The following is a 16,376-nucleotide window of genomic DNA, read 5'->3' as shown; positions in this document are numbered from 1 at the left end:
AATCCGGTTCTGCAACCTCACACTATTCGTTACCCAAAATTCCCGATCACTCATAATCGTTTGCAACCTTTGAAAGACAACAGCGTGCCGAGCGAAATCATAGTAGAAACCTCGACTAACCACATCAGCAATGACGAGTGCATCCTTCGGATCACTCTTGGAGGGGGAATTATCGCGGTTTTCCTTGTTTCGTTTGGTGGTAGCTGGGTTCACCATGACAACATCTTTGCCCTTGTCAGCAAGCCAATTAGCAAGGTTATATCCATAGTGTCCCGTTGGTTCCATACCGATTATGACGTTCTTTAAATGATGCTTCTGCCCAATCTCATGGATCCATCGCTCTAATTTCATATAACCTTCAATTGTATTTGAGAAAGAAAGATGCCTCTTAGTAAGTATGATTCCTCGAAAATTTATTGCTTGTGCGACATGTGTTTCTTTCGCTATATCGATTCCCACAATGAGGTGAGTCGTGGAAATTCGTTCGATCCGTTGATTTTGACCGTCAGATTGCTTAAACTTCATAATAAGAGCGCCTCCTTGATGGTGTTGGGTTAAACCCTTTGACAAACCCATCATACCGAGGCGCTCCTTTTCTTTCAAAGTCCAATTCTTAGGACTAACAGGAATGTTTAGCTAAATGATGAGTCTAAAAAAGGATCTGTCGGGAATGAGAACAAGTTCTTGTCAAAATCGGGAATGGGATCAAGTTCTTGTCATTTGTTTTTGACAAGAACTTGATCCCATAAAAATAAAAAACCGCGTAATACGCGGCAATTAAGGGGACAATGTTCTTGTCACCTGACATCATACGACACAAACATATGGGCTTTGAAATGAAAAATCGCCTATTTATGGGGATCTGTAAGCACTCATGTTTGTGTCGCCGGACAACATAAAAATAATGAAAGCTTGATTTCTCAGCTTTTTAAGATCTTCAGATCGCTTTGTTTTCAAGAAAATGACGCAATAAATTTAGTGCTACTGTTTTCCGATAAACCGCTGTAGAGCGTTGATCATCTATTGGTTTTAATATGCTTTCAAAATCAGCAACAACCCCATCAATTAACTCATTATCCAACGGAAATGCTTCTCCCAATAATTTTTTTTCAATATCCATGGAACGTACAATGGTTGGTCCTACAGCACCGAAAGCAAATCGAGCATCAGAAATCCTGCCTTCATCCCAACGCATCGAACCTGCAAACGATATTTTTGCTATTGCATCTGCTCTTCTGTTAGCCACTTTCTCAAAAACAAAATAGGTACTATCCTCCTGCACTTCTGGCAAAATGATTTCTGTAACGATTTCATCTTTAAATCTGCTCACTTTTCTTGGGCCCTGAATAAAATCTCGAATCTCAGCTACCCTTTCTCCTTTAGAGGATCTCAATCGTATTTTAGCGTTATAGATATATAACAAAGGTAAAGTATCTCCTGCAGGAGATGCATTGCAAATATTCCCGCCAATCGTTCCCCTATTTCGAATAGCTGGCGCGGCAATTTCTTTTATTGCTTTCTTTAGTATTTTCGGTATGAGGGGGTGTTCCATCATATCGCTAAAGGAACAACAAGCACCTATATGAATGTCATGATTCATCATATAAACCTGCTTTAATTCCTTTAAATGATCGATAAAAACAATGGGCTTAACAAACTTGGCAGGGCTCCCTCTAGGACTTTTATGCTGTACCATGACATCTGTGCCGCCCGCAATAATTTGGCAGTCTTCTCTGCTTAGTTGAGAGATGGTTTCTTCTACACTCATAAATCGGTAGGATATAATGGTTTTCATTACCATAAGCCTTCACCCTTTTTCGCTGCTAAGTCAATCGCATCCACAATCATGTTATAGCCGGTACAACGGCACAAATTTCCGGAGATTCCTTCACGAATCTCTTCTTCTGTCGGATGAGGAATTTTGGATAACAGGGCTGCGCTTGCCATAACCATTCCTGGTATGCAAAAACCACATTGAACTGCACCTGCTTCAGAATAACATTCACTTAACATTTGAAACTGTTCTGTCTTACAATATCCATCAATGGTAATAATATCAGCTCCTTCGATGGCGCCAATGGGAATGAGGCAGCTATTTTGCACAAGAGTATTAACAAGGACACTACAAGTCCCGCATTCTCCATCGCCGCAGCCCTCTTTTGGACCAATTAACTGAAATTCGTCTCTTAATAAATCAATCAATCTTACGGTGGATGGAGCTTCTGTTTCCACTTCTCTTCCATTAAGGTGAAATTTAATCAATCGTTTCCCCCGCCTTCTTTGTCAAACTTTCGATAATCAATTCTGGTGTAACAGGAATTTGAAAAAAGGATTTTTGCAAGGCATCTTCTATCGCTGCTTGCACAGCAGGAGCTCCTCCCGTTAGTGGCAATTCACCGACACCTTTCGCGCCATAAGGTCCTCCAGCAAAAGGATTATCATAGAGTTTGCTTTCAATATGGACAACATCCCTAGACGTTGGGGGGCCATAGTCTGAAATGCTTTTTTGCTCTATCTTGCCTGATTTAGACGTCATTTTTTCCATACAACCGTAAGCGATTCCTTGTACCATGCCACCATCGATCTGACCTTTAACAATTTTTTCATCAATCGTTTTTCCTATATCAAAGCTGCCGTAAATTTTCTCCACTTGAACATTTCCAGTTAAAATATCTACTTCTAGTTCTATCATATTTACTCCCCACGAATAAGCGGGATAGGCATCTCCAGAGAAATTTTCCTCATCCCAAGGAATCATTTCTTCATGAATATAGTGTTCTACTACCTCTTGAGGTACACCTGATTGCCACCCTGCTTTCAGTTTACTTGCTGCCCGTTCCAGCAATTTGCCGACAATCATCGTGGTTCTGGATGCTACGGTTGGACCAGAATCAGGAACTTCATTCGTATCCGGATATGGAAACGATATGTCCTCGTAAGGCAGCCCAAGCTCTTTAGCTACAATTTTGCTCATAATGGTTAGCGCGCCCTGACCCATATCTGAATTTGATATCTTGATCAGCACCTGATCGTTTTCTGTTTTTGCTAACTTTACAGTAGCTTTAATATGGTCTCTTTCCCCACTGCCGGTGAAACCACAGCCATGCAAGAAAAAGGAAGCGCCTATCCCTTTTTTGTAGCGCTTGTTTTGCTGGTTAAAGCCGAGGAACTCTTCTTTTTTCTTTGTGTAGTCGACTGTAAGCATTAAATCTTTGATTATGTCTTCCATCAAAACCGGGTCTTTAAATCTTCCGTTGGTAATGGTTGAATCACCTTGTTTCACCAAATAGTTTCTTTTATATTCAATGGGGTCTCGTTTTAGCTTTCTACAAATGTGTCCCATAAGACTTTCAATTGCTGCAAAGCTTTGCGGTGCGCCAAAGCCTCTAAAAGCTCCATTGGGCACAGTATTGGTTTTAAGCGCATAGCCTTTCGCATGAAAGTGCGGAATTTTATATACGCCTGCACTGTTCAGTAATGCCCTCTGCAAAACGACAGGACTTAAACCTGCATTTGCTCCGCTATCAAGAAAGAGCTCTACATTCATACTTAGAACATTTCCTTCTTCATCTAAAGCTGTTCGATATTTAAATTTGGAAGGATGTCTCTTTGTCGTTACTTCAAAATCCTCTGCTCGGTCAAACAGTAGCATGACCGGTTTTTTAACAACCTTAGCAGCTATGCCAACATGACAAGCCATCATAGAAGGGAAATCTTCCTTCCCGCCAAACCCGCCGCCTGTAGGACTTTGAATCACCCTTACCTCATCATCCTCACATGCCAGTGCGCTAACCAATGCCTTTTTCACATAATATAGACATTGCATCGACCCTTCTACGAGGAGTTCATCCTCCGTATAAATCCCAAGCATTCCTTGGGGTTCCAAATAGACATGTTCTTGATAACCCGTCTCGTAATCTTCTTCTACGATTTGATGCGCATTTTTTTCGATAGCTTGTAACACTTCGAGACTTTCTCCAAATTCATGACTGGCGAATACTCCCGTTCGATCCTTTTGTATAATTGCTTCATCTAAAGAAAGGATTGCTGGATGTTCTTCAATATCCACTTGGGCTTCATCTAATAATTGATGTAGAATGTCTAACTTAGGGCCCACTAGCATGAAAATGGGTTCACCAATATAATTGACCCATTCATTAGCAAAAATGGGCTGATCCTTATGTAACAATTTCACAAAATTGGCCCCAGGGATGTGTTCGGCTCCAATTTTTTCATAACCTTCAGGCAATGGCGGCAACTGGATCGATCGTACTTTACCGTATGCGATAGGTGAGCGATACAATACACCATACAGCATAGAGTCTAGTTTCACATCGCCGATATAAGCTAGTTGACCTGATACTTTCCCATCATGATCTTTTTTTTTCACAGAGATACTAATATCTTTAGCATGCATGGGAGCAGCCCCCCTTATGGTAATAATAAATTTACGAAATTGTTATCTTTTCCTGCTGCATTCGTTGTAAAAATCGGTTGCTTTTTTAAAATCTTCCGGAGTATCAAGATCCATGAGGACACCAGGGTCTTCTATATTCACATAATTCTTTTCATATTCTTGAAGAATCTTTCGCAGATTACTATCAGCCTTGGCTTCAAGAATGCGGATCTTTATTTCGTCCGTTAATTTAATGGGGTGTCCACTTTTCAAATGATAACTTGGAATTACCACCTTCCCCTTTTCTTTTGCTAAATTCCGTATCGTTTCCTTTTCCACAAGCGGACAATCCCCAGGCGTAATAAATAAACTAGATGCTTCCACTTCTCTGCAACCTCTTTGAACGGAACTAAACATACCTTGGTCAAAACTTGGATTAACCACACATTCGATATCCATGTCGTATTTGTTATTCTTCTGCATCTCTGATGTTGCTTCTTTTATGCGTTCCCACTGAAAACCACTCACAACGATAACCTTTTTACATATTCCTTCAAATTTGGAGATGGTATGCTCCAATACTGTCATTTCCCCTAGTTTTAAGGTCATTTTAAAATCATTTGCTCTGCTTGAGTATCCGGCTGCAAGGATGATCGCTTCCATCGTTTCCACCTCTTTGGCCAAATGTAATATAATATATGCTTCTGAATTTTGATCTATCCTATCACCTCAATGTATTGGCTCAATAAATACATACTGAATGCCGCCACAGATCCCTCCATCTTCATAAAACAGCCCTGCAGTCAGATCAACCGTGTGCTGGGTGCTCATCTTTGTGGCTATAACATGCATGGCTATTTCAATTACCTCGCCTTCCCCGCAGCCGCCTCCGATCGTCCCGGCTATTGTTCCATCGGCATAAATAATCATTTTCGCGCCGACCTTTCTGGGCGTAGAACCCTTCGTTCGAATCACGGTAGCCAGAGCAGCCTTTGCACAGGTAGATTTAATCCTCACGATCCGTTTCATCAGCTCAAGCTCGTTCATTCATCTTCCTCCTGCCTATCCACGATAAAATGGCCGATTTCTTCTTTTAGTGATTTTCCGGATTTATGATTCTTCACCCGTAAAATTTCCGCCAATACACTGATTGCTATCTCCTCAGGCGTTTGTGCGCCAATATCCAGGCCAATAGGAGCGTATACATTCTGAAATCCGACATCTGGAAAATCCTCATGGAGCTGAGAAAATACACCTGAAATGCGTCTACGGCTTCCAATCATTCCTATATAGGGAACAGAAAGATGTAGGATTTCACGAAGGATCGCAACATCATACTGATGGCCCCGTGTGAGCAACAAAATATAAGGCCTATCCGTTATGTCCAAATTTCGGAAATACTCATTATAAGGTCTACACGCAACCTCGTCAGCCCAAGGAAATTGTTCAAAATTCGCAAATTGAGCCCTATCGCAAATGACAGTGATATAAAACCCAAGCTTTTTACCCATTTCCACCAAAGGCTTCGCCACATGGCCAGCTCCCGCAACAATTAAATGCAGCGGCTGAGGATACACTTCCACAAAATATTCAATTTCGCAGGACTTTATTTGTGAGATGCACGTATTTGATTTTTGATGGGCCAACGCCGTCCTTGCATTTTCCAATAAAGGCTGCCATTCTTCCAATGCTAATTCTTTTTCACAAAATACTTTTCCACCAGAGTAAACCAGCAGCTTGGTTCCCACAGTAACTTCCCTTAGCTGACAATCATGGTTTGGATCATGAAGATTGATCCTTGTGACTGTGATTAAGGCAACCTCAAATCGATTTTCAATTGAGGAGATCAGTCTCTGATAAAGTTCCATGCATCTCGCCCTCTCTGATAACGAAACTTCATTTATAGATATATATTATTTAACAGTTATAATTATCAGAATTTTATTTCAGAGCATAGATACTTTCACTCTGATTATCTTATTCAGCTGAGCTGCCCTTTAGATAAGGGGGATTCCTTATGAGCCCCTCACCTTGCCGCATTTTTCACGCATCTCCATCGACCTGAAAACAATCTGATTTCATACTAAAAAACAGCTTTGGTTCAAGACTCTGAAAATAAAGTCTTAGACCGCAACTGTTTGAGCGCCTCTATTCAACTAAAGTGTCCCCATCATTCAGTCTTGTACATACATTTGTGTTAGAGATTCAAACTGCCGCGTTAAAGAGAAATCTGTGCGTTAGCGGAGTGAAGGGCTGTCATGCGGCAGCTCTTCACTGTTTAACTATCGTTCCTCGTTAGTTGAACTGACTGCTTAATTTATTTTAATCGAACAGATAACCCAGAGAATGTAATTACCACGAGTACCATTACCCCTAATGCAAAGATTGTCAAGTTGCTCAAGTACAAGAGGCCAAGTTTGTTCATGCCCATTCCTTAGAATCCTCATCTTGAAACCCCGTATGCGTAAGACGCAACTTTGTTCTGTTTCCATTGGATTCAAGCTCCACCGTGAAAAAAGAAGACGGATCCCGTCTACTAATTTGTTCGCCATCTTTTGAAACGTTATTCGCTTAATCAATCAACGAAATATTATTTCATTGATTGATTAAAGCTCCCCTCCTCTGCTACTATGCAAGCGGTAATGTAACCTCGAACCGAGTTCCATATCCTTTACGAGAGGTAGCTGTCATATTTCCCTTATGATTTTCAATGATACGGTAACAAATAGATAATCCAAGACCTACACCATTTTCCTTTGTTGTAAAAAATGGATTAACGATTTGATCAAGTTCTTCCTTCGTCATTCCCACGCCATTATCTTCAATGATGATCTTAAATTCTTGATTATCAGGAACTAACTCAGTACATAGTTTAATAAATCCATTTTTTTTAATGGATTCGATTGCGTTCTGAAGAAGGTTAACTAATACTTGTTTAATCTGAGAAGGGTCAATCATCGCTATCGTTAATTCGTCATCATAGATAGCTGTAATTGAAGTGTTTTTTAAAATGGCTTGACTATCCATAAAGCGTATGGTGTCTTTCAATAATTCTTTCATATCAATTGCTCTTCTCTCTGGAGTACTAGGCTTCGCCATGACTACAAAATCCGAGACCAACTGTTTCATACTTTGAAGTTCCGTATTAATTAAACCAACGTATCTCTGAAATTTTTGTTGATCATTAGACTGTTGTAAGAGTTGGAAGAAACCAATAATAGAGGTTAATGGATTCCGAATCTCATGAGCTAATCCAGCTGCCATTTTCCCAATTGCTGAGAATTTTTCAGAGTTAATGATTTGCTTCTCCAAGATTACTCGATCTGTGATATCACGAAACTGAGCGAATGCACCAAGCAATTCACCACGTTCATTTAAGATTGGCAGCACATCAAAGAGACACACATTTTCTTGATCTAATGAATAACGAAAAGTGAGCTCGATATTTTCACACTGCTTACGATATTTGAGTGCTTGATAGAAATAGCTTCCAAAATGTTCAAATGGAAAAACCGGTGTGCCTATAACACTCATTCGATTTCTTCCCGTTATTTTTTCTGCGTAAGCATTAAATTCTGTAATGATTCCTCTCTCATCCGTCATGATGATACCATTTCGCATATTATCGACTACAAGCTGCTGTATGAGGTTTTGATTATGATTGGTGAGGCGTAGTGACAATTCTCGCTCAATAGAGTCCACCATATTTGCAAGCAGTGCTAAATAAGTATGATTATGATGCTCAACAGAAGTCATGATTGAAATAGCACCTGAGAGGTTGTGGTAATTTGTGAAATGAAACGGGACACAGTAGCAAGCAGCATTCTCCAACATCGTATGGTAGTGTTCCGCACCTATAATTTGAATAGGCTTTTGTTCTTGAAGAGCCAGAGCTACCACGTTCGTCCCCATAAATTCTTCATCGAACTTAATGCCGTCTTGGATGCCTAATTGATTTATCATCGACTTCATTGTCTTATCGCCATAATTATCTAAAATGTAGCCAGTGTCATTACTGACAACTATTAAATGAGGTGTCCCCGACACGAATGCTAATATTTTTTCTGCAAAATATTTAGTGACAACAAGGATATCCCTATATTTGTCCTTCTCTTCATGAAGTTGTATTGCTGACAACTTAAACCCCGGCGTAGGTATTTTCGTGGGGTCCATCCCCTGTTCCAAACACCTAAGGCGGGAATTTGCGATCCATTTATTCATATGATTCTCCTCAATTTTATAGCAACTTCAAATATCAATAGAATTCGAAATTAACAATTCTTACTGCTATTGAAAGGAGTGGTAGTAGAATGAATTTGACAGACTTACATGCTAAAACCCCCATCGATTTCCGAAAGGCTACGTCTACATGTGTTACTACTCCCTACTCTTGGTCGATAATAATTCTGCTGCGTTATACTCGATTAATGAATCTTGAGTATACGTAAACTACCTGCTTTTACCGCTGCCGCTTTGTTGCCGTTTAATAATCTCATTACCTTTTCCCCTTCCAGTGAAATCTCATAATTACATTTATAATGGCCCAATATGCAAATTTTCGTAGTAATTGACTAATCATCCCCTTGACTGAGACCTAAAATCTTAGCCACTCGCATTTAAGAAACAACTTTGAATGGTCTTTCGGAGCTTGCATGAGTCTCTCTTGATTATCTTTACTACTTTTGTTTGAAGAGGCAGTAGTATTGCTCGAGGAGTCTTCCCCTATTATAGTAAATTATACCATAATAAGTGCTTGATCTAATAAGTTCCGCAGGTCAAGCCGACAAACCCATCATACCGAGGCGCTCCTTTTTTGACAAAGGCTATTTCTTAGCCCTAACAGGAATGTTTAGGTGAGCAAAGGGCCACCTCGCGGTAGCCCTTATTGATTAATCTATAGTTTCCCGTTAGTTCAACGCTCACCCATCAAAATCAACCCCATACGCCTACGATGATAACTCCCAGCGTAATTAAAATTGATGTAAGTAAGCGTCTTGTGCCTTGTTTTTCTTGGAGAATAATTATTCCCATGACCGTACCAAAAACTGTTCCTATTTCCCTCATAGGAGCGAGTTGAGCTACAGGTGCAAGTGATAAGGCAAACAAGAACAATAGATAACCAGTGGGTACAATAATCCCACCTAACAACATTATTTTCCAGTTTGCGTTTAGTTCCTTTCGGATGCCTTTGGAGTTAAAAGTTGCCCATGAAAGAGCTAGTAGATTCCTATATTTGTTGCTTCGTTTAAAATTACAGGTGAGACATAGCTCCACGGCAAAAATATAATAAATGCGGCAAGTTGACAAAACCAAAGAAAAACATTTTTGTTTATGCTTCTTTTAGTATAAAAGTCTCCAAATTGAATGAAGGCAACCAGAACCGAGTACGAGTATTACAGCTAAACTAAACACTGGCTCTACCACCTTCCAATAATAGACCGACCAATTAAATATTTTACCATATATTTCACCTACGGTGGGAATATACTTCTTATGTATTCGTTAGAGTATCCTGCCCGTAAAGGCCACAGTCGTTGCGGCAGCCCACAAATCTAAACAAAGAAAAAAGCACCGCGACGGTGCTTAGGGTTGTTAATCCTTTTTAAAATTATCCAATTGATAAAACTTACGTTAAAGCCTGCCTCAACTCAAATTTTGTTTATCGCGGTTCCTATGTTCTCCATTACCTCTTTTGTTCGTTCCATTAGACTTGGCTCACTTGGAACCTTTTCAGTTGCCTGTCCGTCCAGAATTATCGTTGGTTCATCACCATTCATTTCGTTTCGATCCTCAGTATGGATAACCGTTTTGTGCCCGCTTTTTTCCATTTTTGACTCCTTTGTACCTTCTAGTGTTTAAAAACACGCTACTATTATTCCGATATCTTAATCCTTTATGCAAATAATTTATTTGTTTTAGCTAACCCTTTTAATTAGAGAATCAGAAGGCTACAAAAAGACTAAGACGATAAATGAAACAGCGGCGGTAGTTAGTGTAGAGGAGAAGCATTACCCGGTTACAAAACACCATCGTAAGATATTGTTCGATAAATACAAAAAGACCCCATTCATAGGGGTCTACATCATTTACGCATATAATATTTTTTTTGTTTTTCGACCATACTTCATTTGCGCAAACTTCATAAAGAGATTTTGAACCATTTTGATTTCGTGATCAGCTAAGTTCATGATGGCGATATACTTCTGAGTATTCCGATCCTTAAAAAAATCGTCCCAACTTAACATCTGGTCATTTTCAATAGCATTGTCAAGCGACATAAGGATCCATTTCTTGATGCCGCCCGTACATATTTTCACAGGATCTGGGGTGAAATAGTTGATATCACTTACGATTTCTGGTTTGAGCTTCAATAAAAGCGCAGCATTTAAAGCATCATCTAGTGCAGAATGACTTTGTCCGATGAATTGAAGGCCATGATCATCTAGAGCTTGCTGCAAGCCTCCATCAAAATGACGCGTCAAGTCCAACAATTGAGTAGTGATCCATTCTGTATGAACATGATTTACTTTGCAATCAACCATTAAAGTGAAGAAATCGCTGGCGCCCCATGCGATCAGCTTATAATCTGTGCCGCAAAATTTTTTGAATTTTTTAATAACTGCTTCAAAAGGCTTGCTTTTTAATAACCTTTCTTTTGTGATACCGCAAAACTGCAATGCAAATCTATTTAAAGGAAATTTAGGACGAATAAAGCTTTGGAATGTCTCGATAATTTCCATCTGCTCATTTAATTTTACAGCCCCAATTTCAATAATCTCCATAGGATAAATGTCATAATGCTGCCTACCGTTGAATTCGAGATCGATAACGATGTAATGCATGCTCTATTCACCTCATTACTTCTCATATACCATGTACATATAAATGAGACCATGATGGATACGAATGTACCACATTCTCATCATCCACTCAATCCTTCAATTCTTCCCAAATCGTTTTACCTTCATCAACAAGGTATCGACATTAACACACTAGCACCTCAGAAAGCTATTGTTTATAAGCTAGTCCCTCGTTAGTTGAACCGATATTACGCTGAAATCCGTGCTAAACGGAACAACGATGATCGGTTCTACAAACTCCATTTAACTTATAGATTGATTGAACTGGTGCGAATACAAAGTTCCCTCTGCTGCGGTACCGTATGGTACTAGTTGCTTTTTTTTATTCGGGAATGTTCTTTAAAGGTTGGGGCACGATACGAAGGGTGGTGTCCAATAATAAATGAGGAATCAGCTGATAGTTATCTTGCTGCTCCCTTTCGTATTTGCAAATTTATCTGAGCACATATACGCGCAGCCGCAGTACACTGCCTCGTTTAACATCACGCCATCTTCCCACAAAGGGGCTCTTATGAGCAACCGTTTACTTTCAAAGCTCTCTGGTATCGTATATAATATCGGATTTGTTGCTTTAATACTCATTCTAATAACCCCCTATAGTAAATATTTCCATAAGAGTAACAGTACTTTATTCATTCTTCAATATAAAAATTTTAAAAGTTTATCAAGTAATCTGCCCGTTAGCGGAATAAGCTACCGAGATTAAATTCTGGGGTAGCCTGTTTTTTGTGCTTATTCAACTCCTATCGTTCTGCTTTAGTTCAATCTAGTTAATCATCGATTTATAATTCCCCATAATATCGAATCCCAAAAGAAGAGTATAATCATAATAACGATAAAAATTCCAACCGGATTCGGACCAAGATCTAAAAAATAAAGAACAGCGCTGAGTATGATTGTCAAGATAGCGGCGATTACTACTTTTATAAGAATGGACTTAATCATTTTCCTCATTGTCATGTTCTCGCTCCTGTGATTTCCTTTGGGTTCATTTTCTTTTTATTTAATGTTGTGTTGTATCCTTCATTATCAACTCAAGACCCCTACCTTATACTGCTCGTCCCTAAGCGAACAAGCAACCACTCACTACAACCTGTTCTCTGATAGAGCAATTTATTAGATAAGTTTATCTGTTTTTGTCCTCGTACCCCCATCGTTCCAAAAGCCATCCATATTCTGAAATATCCTCTTCAGTTAATCGTCCCAATTTCATCTTCGCAAGAAGAACGAGTTCATTGCGACCTGTATATTCAAAGTCCTTGTAGATCTCCTGATTCTTTTTATGGAATATGTGGATTAGTTCGGTAAGTTCGAAATATGGCAAGGTCCCTTGTTTCCATTCCAAAAACGATAGGAACAATGGCTCAAGGGCCTGTTCAGTTACCAATTTGTGATATTCATCGAGTAATTCACGTTCTTGCTTTCTTTTTTCTTTCGAGTTCAACTTGTTCTCCACATTGTAATCCCCCTTTATTCAGTCATTTGAACTAAATCAAATTTTTAATCTCTTGCGCTGATTCCGATGTCAGCTTATAAATATTAGTGATTCTCTTTTGTATAGGTGCTATTTTCACTTCATTCTTCTCTTTATCAACCCAGACAAAAAAAGAGTTTAAAGCATCATGTTTCACTGCTGAATCGTAGTGAACTCCCAGAATATAGTCTTCATCAGGTGTTCGATTTGGAGTAGTAGGATTTAATACTTCCTCAAGCTTTTCTGCTTCCTCAATGGCATTTAAAACAATTAATATTTGGTTCGAGTCCTCCAGTGTCTCGTTATATCCTTGTTTGTTACTGATTGAAATGAACTTTATTTGTTCGTGTTCTAAAGATAGAGTCTTTGGATTGTTTCCATTACATGCGATCAACAAAATGCTTATTGAGAAAATGGATAATAGTAGTCCCGTGAATTTTTTTAATATTAATCCTCCTTCTATTTCAACAATCAAAAAAAAATTATTATTTCAGATGTTATTTTCCATTAATAATATCATGAATTTTCCGAACCCTTAAGTTATATTGGATAGTGTTCCGCTTTCCTGCCCTATAACTGAACAGGCTGCCAATTACTCTGGCAGCCTGTTCATCATTGTGCTATCGTTCTGCGTTAGTTCAGTCTTCTCTTCTCCACAGTCCCCCAGAACAAGTTATAAACCCACTCGCTGTATAGAATGTAGTATGCTTTGAATCATAAGTTAAAGTTACAATCTCTAACCCGACACGCTCCGCCTCCTCTAGTAATTTCTTTACTAAGGCTTGACCGATTCCGTTCTTCTGAAATTGCGGATGTACAATTATGTCTTCCATGTAGCCATGTTGCAATCCCATCCCAGCAATGTAGCCGAATGCTATAAGCTCATTTTTTGAATCTCTACAACCTGCCCAAAAGTTACAACGCTCGAATAAAATTGGGTAATCAGAGTGTCGACCGTCCCAACCCACCAGTTCTCTTAGAGTTGGTACCTCATGAGAGTCTATTGGAAGGTTAATAATTATCTTATGCTTCAGTTAACTATCCCCTTTCTTAGATATTCTCTCTTCAATTTAATCGAACAATCCTGGTTGATTCATAATTCCAATTATTCTTTTTGATATTATTTCATCACCTAGCTCATTTGGATGTACATCTCCAATCACTGGTAGAAAGTCTCTGTAGTTATTTTTAAAAACCTCTTCTGTTCCTACAAATTTCGCCTCTTTCTTAAATGCTATTTCTTCTAAATTCGTATTAAGTGCTGGATAATCATGATTAAATTTTTCACTAACATAGTTTATTTTCTGTGGTAGTAAGGTGAAGTACCCGACAATGTAAATTTTAACCGATGGATGTATCCTTTTTATTTCATCAATTATATCAGAAAGATTTACTCTAATTGTCTTTATTACGTTTTGTGAATCTATCTCTTTTAGATTATAGCTTTGAAAAAGGTCATTAGCTCCTATGCCGATTGTAACTAAATTTGCTTACTGTAATTTATTCCTGATTGGTTCATTCTCTATGCTAGTATTATTTCGAATATCATTTAAAATCCTGTAATCTGCCCGTTAGGTAAGTAAAGGCTGCCGATCATGCCGGCAGCCTTTAAAGGTGTGTTTTGAGCAAACGTTCCTCTTAAGTTGAATAATTGATGATTCATTTCCTATTTTTTATTTATTAAATCTTCTATTAACACGCCGTTAATCCTAAATCCAGATATATCGCAATCGCGAATATCCATATTTGCTAAATTACAGCTTGTTAATTGTACGTTTGTTAGGTCACAATTTATAAAGCTAATTGGTTTGTAAACGCCATTTGGATTGTAATTACCATCACCTTCCATAGGGAGAGCAACATTACGAAATTCAGTGCCAAATAAATGAACATGGTCTATAACTGCATGACTAAAATTAGCATTTTTGATTTCAGTACCTGAGAGATTAGCATCCGAAATTCTAAACTCGAACATATTCACATCGGTTAATTCCATTCCTGTCATATTTGCATTATTAATTTGCGTCTTTGCTAAATTGACATTTTCAAAATTTAATTCCTCAGCTTTAACCTTTTGAAACCTCGACCCAGAAATGTCCGCCATTTCAAAATCTAAACGTTCAATTTTTAGTTCCATCTTCATCAACCTCCAAATCATAAGTATCAAATAATATTATTCGATACACCATTATAAATTCCTTTATTTACCATTTACCTAAAATAGGAAGCATGAAACCACCACGCTCTACTGCCAGTTACTTCAATGAAAAGAGGAGCGCATCGCTGCAAGCTCCTCTACTATTAAATAATAAATATTCGTGTGGATCACATCCTTATTATTAAATAACCTAATATTATGCGGATTCTTGCCAATTAGTTGATATTGGCATAGTACTTATCCTGACATATTAATATAAGCAACACTCGCGAGCCACAAGCAAAGGGGAAGAATTAGGCTTGTGAGGGTTATTTTCAAAGTGAGTGGTTGCTTACAGTTTAAAGTAATGATGATGTCGGAGACTAAGAAGATTAAGGCCGCTAAGAGGCTGATGTGCAGTAAAATAAGCCCGAAGCCGCAATGCAACAATGTTGAGATAGTCAGTCTCAGCCATTGGCGGTGGGCTACAAAGCGTGTAATCAGTTCACTTGCCATAGAGGTAGCTGTTCCGTAAATATAAATAGCGGGTGCGGCATACAACATATAGACGTTGATTATGCCAAATGCTTCGTGTGAATGGGCGCCGATGGAATGTATACTGCGGGCACCAAATGGGTTGGGCTCCAACCAAGCATAGATAATGGAAAATAAGAAGGTCGTTATTCCAGCACTTATGATTTTTCTCAAAAGTAGTTGTCTGAATGGAATGTACATAGACGATAAACTCCTTTCCTCGTCTAATAGCACAGTATCGTAATATATGCATCGTACCCCAAGGAGGGAGCATAGGTAAGGTCTAAATTTAGTGGAATGGACTTTTCTCACACTATTGCACCCGCCACCCTACCTAATATTACCACATTATACTGCCCGTTAGCGGAGCGAAGGGCTGCAACTCTGAAACTCCGCTGCACCGTGATTGCTCTACAAATTTCTGAATTAGCTTCATCCCCTATTCACTACTTCGTACTACTTCCCCAAACAATTTTGGCCTATTAATTTCAAACTGATGAATTAGATCTCCGCCAAAGATACTAATTGTTTGTTCCCATGGATGCCCTAAATATCCCCATGAGAAATCTTTATTTATAAAGAGATAATAATCACCATCTGGATAAAAGGAAATAGTACTCGGTGGACCCAAATGAGGATTGTATTGAAACGATTCATGATGCCAGTCTAAGGCATACAGATATTCGTCTGGTTCAGTCACTGCTTTAAGGCATGCAACACACTTTCTCTCTAAATCGTCTATGTCATCTTCCGTGTAATTAGTTATTTTATAAGTAATATAAGGAGCTGGTAAACTAAAGGAAGGCCAATCACTACTATGATCACTGGGTTTAAAATTGAAATGCTCATAAAATTTATCCCATACTAGTCGATATAGTTCATTTGATAATGAAACCCAATTGTCCATTTAGCGCACCTCGAATATACTCGTCATTTAAAGCCCAATTCAATACTACCATAATATGGGCAATTTTA

General features: G+C 38.7%; 19 protein-coding genes. All 19 read right to left on the bottom strand.

The genetic code is table 11. The features are described 5' to 3' along the window. On the bottom strand, window positions 1-525 hold a 525-nt coding region (locus tag AC58UU_RS34450), incomplete at its 3' end, for an IS110 family transposase (protein ID WP_497322029.1). A 412-nt stretch (window positions 526-937) separates the two neighbouring features. Beyond that, window positions 938-1,795: an FAD binding domain-containing protein gene (locus tag AC58UU_RS34445; RefSeq protein ID WP_497322028.1), complete on the bottom strand. Its 858-nt coding sequence runs from the start codon at window positions 1,793-1,795 to the stop codon at window positions 938-940. Then, window positions 1,795-2,262: a (2Fe-2S)-binding protein gene (locus AC58UU_RS34440; protein WP_497322027.1), complete on the bottom strand. Its 468-nt coding sequence runs from the start codon at window positions 2,260-2,262 to the stop codon at window positions 1,795-1,797. Before AC58UU_RS34440 ends, AC58UU_RS34445 begins: the two co-directional genes overlap by 1 nt. Beyond that, entirely contained in the window at window positions 2,255-4,417 is a 2,163-nt protein-coding gene (locus tag AC58UU_RS34435; protein ID WP_497322026.1) for a xanthine dehydrogenase family protein molybdopterin-binding subunit, read from the bottom strand. The genes AC58UU_RS34440 and AC58UU_RS34435 overlap by 8 nt, the downstream gene beginning before the upstream one ends. 42 nt (window positions 4,418-4,459) lie before the next feature. Then, window positions 4,460-5,059, bottom strand: a complete 600-nt coding sequence (locus tag AC58UU_RS34430) for a nucleotidyltransferase family protein (RefSeq protein WP_497322025.1) — start codon at window positions 5,057-5,059, stop codon at window positions 4,460-4,462. A 66-nt stretch (window positions 5,060-5,125) separates the two neighbouring features. Further along, complete coding sequence (locus AC58UU_RS34425; protein ID WP_497322024.1) at window positions 5,126-5,443, bottom strand: XdhC family protein; 318 nt, start codon at window positions 5,441-5,443, stop codon at window positions 5,126-5,128. Next, on the bottom strand, window positions 5,440-6,264 hold the full coding sequence (locus AC58UU_RS34420) for an XdhC family protein (protein WP_497322023.1): 825 nt from the start codon (window positions 6,262-6,264) through the stop codon (window positions 5,440-5,442). The genes AC58UU_RS34425 and AC58UU_RS34420 overlap by 4 nt, the downstream gene beginning before the upstream one ends. Window positions 6,265-7,024: 760 nt before the next feature. Next, window positions 7,025-8,617 (bottom strand): ATP-binding protein, encoded by a 1,593-nt coding sequence (locus AC58UU_RS34415; RefSeq protein WP_497322022.1) that lies wholly within the window; start codon window positions 8,615-8,617, stop codon window positions 7,025-7,027. Between the two features lie 711 nt (window positions 8,618-9,328). After that, window positions 9,329-9,670: an EamA family transporter gene (locus tag AC58UU_RS34410; protein ID WP_497322033.1), complete on the bottom strand. Its 342-nt coding sequence runs from the start codon at window positions 9,668-9,670 to the stop codon at window positions 9,329-9,331. 374 nt (window positions 9,671-10,044) lie between these two features. Further along, window positions 10,045-10,224 (bottom strand): hypothetical protein, encoded by a 180-nt coding sequence (locus tag AC58UU_RS34405; RefSeq protein ID WP_497322021.1) that lies wholly within the window; start codon window positions 10,222-10,224, stop codon window positions 10,045-10,047. Between the two features lie 258 nt (window positions 10,225-10,482). Further along, window positions 10,483-11,238 (bottom strand): exonuclease domain-containing protein, encoded by a 756-nt coding sequence (locus AC58UU_RS34400; RefSeq protein WP_497322020.1) that lies wholly within the window; start codon window positions 11,236-11,238, stop codon window positions 10,483-10,485. A gap of 408 nt (window positions 11,239-11,646) precedes the next feature. Beyond that, window positions 11,647-11,838, bottom strand: coding sequence for a hypothetical protein (locus AC58UU_RS34395; protein WP_497322019.1), 192 nt, complete (start codon window positions 11,836-11,838; stop codon window positions 11,647-11,649). A gap of 544 nt (window positions 11,839-12,382) precedes the next feature. Continuing rightward, window positions 12,383-12,712 carry a hypothetical protein gene (locus AC58UU_RS34390; protein ID WP_497322018.1) on the bottom strand — a complete coding sequence of 110 codons (330 nt, stop codon included), beginning with the start codon at window positions 12,710-12,712 and terminating at the stop codon, window positions 12,383-12,385. A gap of 31 nt (window positions 12,713-12,743) precedes the next feature. Then, window positions 12,744-13,205: a YhfM domain-containing protein gene (locus AC58UU_RS34385; protein WP_497322017.1), complete on the bottom strand. Its 462-nt coding sequence runs from the start codon at window positions 13,203-13,205 to the stop codon at window positions 12,744-12,746. Window positions 13,206-13,368: 163 nt separating this feature from the next. Continuing rightward, window positions 13,369-13,698: a GNAT family N-acetyltransferase gene (locus tag AC58UU_RS34380; RefSeq protein WP_497322016.1), complete on the bottom strand. Its 330-nt coding sequence runs from the start codon at window positions 13,696-13,698 to the stop codon at window positions 13,369-13,371. Between the two features lie 102 nt (window positions 13,699-13,800). Continuing rightward, window positions 13,801-14,205 (bottom strand): SGNH/GDSL hydrolase family protein, encoded by a 405-nt coding sequence (locus tag AC58UU_RS34375; RefSeq protein WP_497322032.1) that lies wholly within the window; start codon window positions 14,203-14,205, stop codon window positions 13,801-13,803. A 191-nt stretch (window positions 14,206-14,396) separates the two neighbouring features. After that, window positions 14,397-14,867 carry a pentapeptide repeat-containing protein gene (locus AC58UU_RS34370; protein WP_497322015.1) on the bottom strand — a complete coding sequence of 157 codons (471 nt, stop codon included), beginning with the start codon at window positions 14,865-14,867 and terminating at the stop codon, window positions 14,397-14,399. A gap of 258 nt (window positions 14,868-15,125) precedes the next feature. After that, window positions 15,126-15,602 carry a hypothetical protein gene (locus tag AC58UU_RS34365; protein WP_497322014.1) on the bottom strand — a complete coding sequence of 159 codons (477 nt, stop codon included), beginning with the start codon at window positions 15,600-15,602 and terminating at the stop codon, window positions 15,126-15,128. Between the two features lie 238 nt (window positions 15,603-15,840). Beyond that, window positions 15,841-16,308: a DUF2716 domain-containing protein gene (locus AC58UU_RS34360; protein WP_497322013.1), complete on the bottom strand. Its 468-nt coding sequence runs from the start codon at window positions 16,306-16,308 to the stop codon at window positions 15,841-15,843. Window positions 16,309-16,376: the final 68 nt, after the last annotated feature.

It is taken from the genome of Paenibacillus sp. JT22N1, assembly GCF_059692155.1.
This window is presented reverse-complemented; position numbering and strand designations above follow the sequence as displayed.

Coding starts and splice junctions, on each gene's coding strand:
- AC58UU_RS34400 (WP_497322020.1), bottom strand. CDS start 11,238: ATGCATTACATCGTTATCGATCTCGAATTCAACGGTAGGCAGCATTAT.
- AC58UU_RS34430 (WP_497322025.1), bottom strand. CDS start 5,059: ATGGAAGCGATCATCCTTGCAGCCGGATACTCAAGCAGAGCAAATGAT.
- AC58UU_RS34435 (WP_497322026.1), bottom strand. CDS start 4,417: ATGCATGCTAAAGATATTAGTATCTCTGTGAAAAAAAAAGATCATGAT.
- AC58UU_RS34415 (WP_497322022.1), bottom strand. CDS start 8,617: ATGAATAAATGGATCGCAAATTCCCGCCTTAGGTGTTTGGAACAGGGG.
- AC58UU_RS34365 (WP_497322014.1), bottom strand. CDS start 15,602: ATGTACATTCCATTCAGACAACTACTTTTGAGAAAAATCATAAGTGCT.
- AC58UU_RS34425 (WP_497322024.1), bottom strand. CDS start 5,443: ATGAACGAGCTTGAGCTGATGAAACGGATCGTGAGGATTAAATCTACC.
- AC58UU_RS34420 (WP_497322023.1), bottom strand. CDS start 6,264: ATGGAACTTTATCAGAGACTGATCTCCTCAATTGAAAATCGATTTGAG.
- AC58UU_RS34405 (WP_497322021.1), bottom strand. CDS start 10,224: ATGGAAAAAAGCGGGCACAAAACGGTTATCCATACTGAGGATCGAAAC.
- AC58UU_RS34370 (WP_497322015.1), bottom strand. CDS start 14,867: ATGGAACTAAAAATTGAACGTTTAGATTTTGAAATGGCGGACATTTCT.
- AC58UU_RS34395 (WP_497322019.1), bottom strand. CDS start 11,838: ATGAGTATTAAAGCAACAAATCCGATATTATATACGATACCAGAGAGC.
- AC58UU_RS34360 (WP_497322013.1), bottom strand. CDS start 16,308: ATGGACAATTGGGTTTCATTATCAAATGAACTATATCGACTAGTATGG.
- AC58UU_RS34445 (WP_497322028.1), bottom strand. CDS start 1,795: ATGAAAACCATTATATCCTACCGATTTATGAGTGTAGAAGAAACCATC.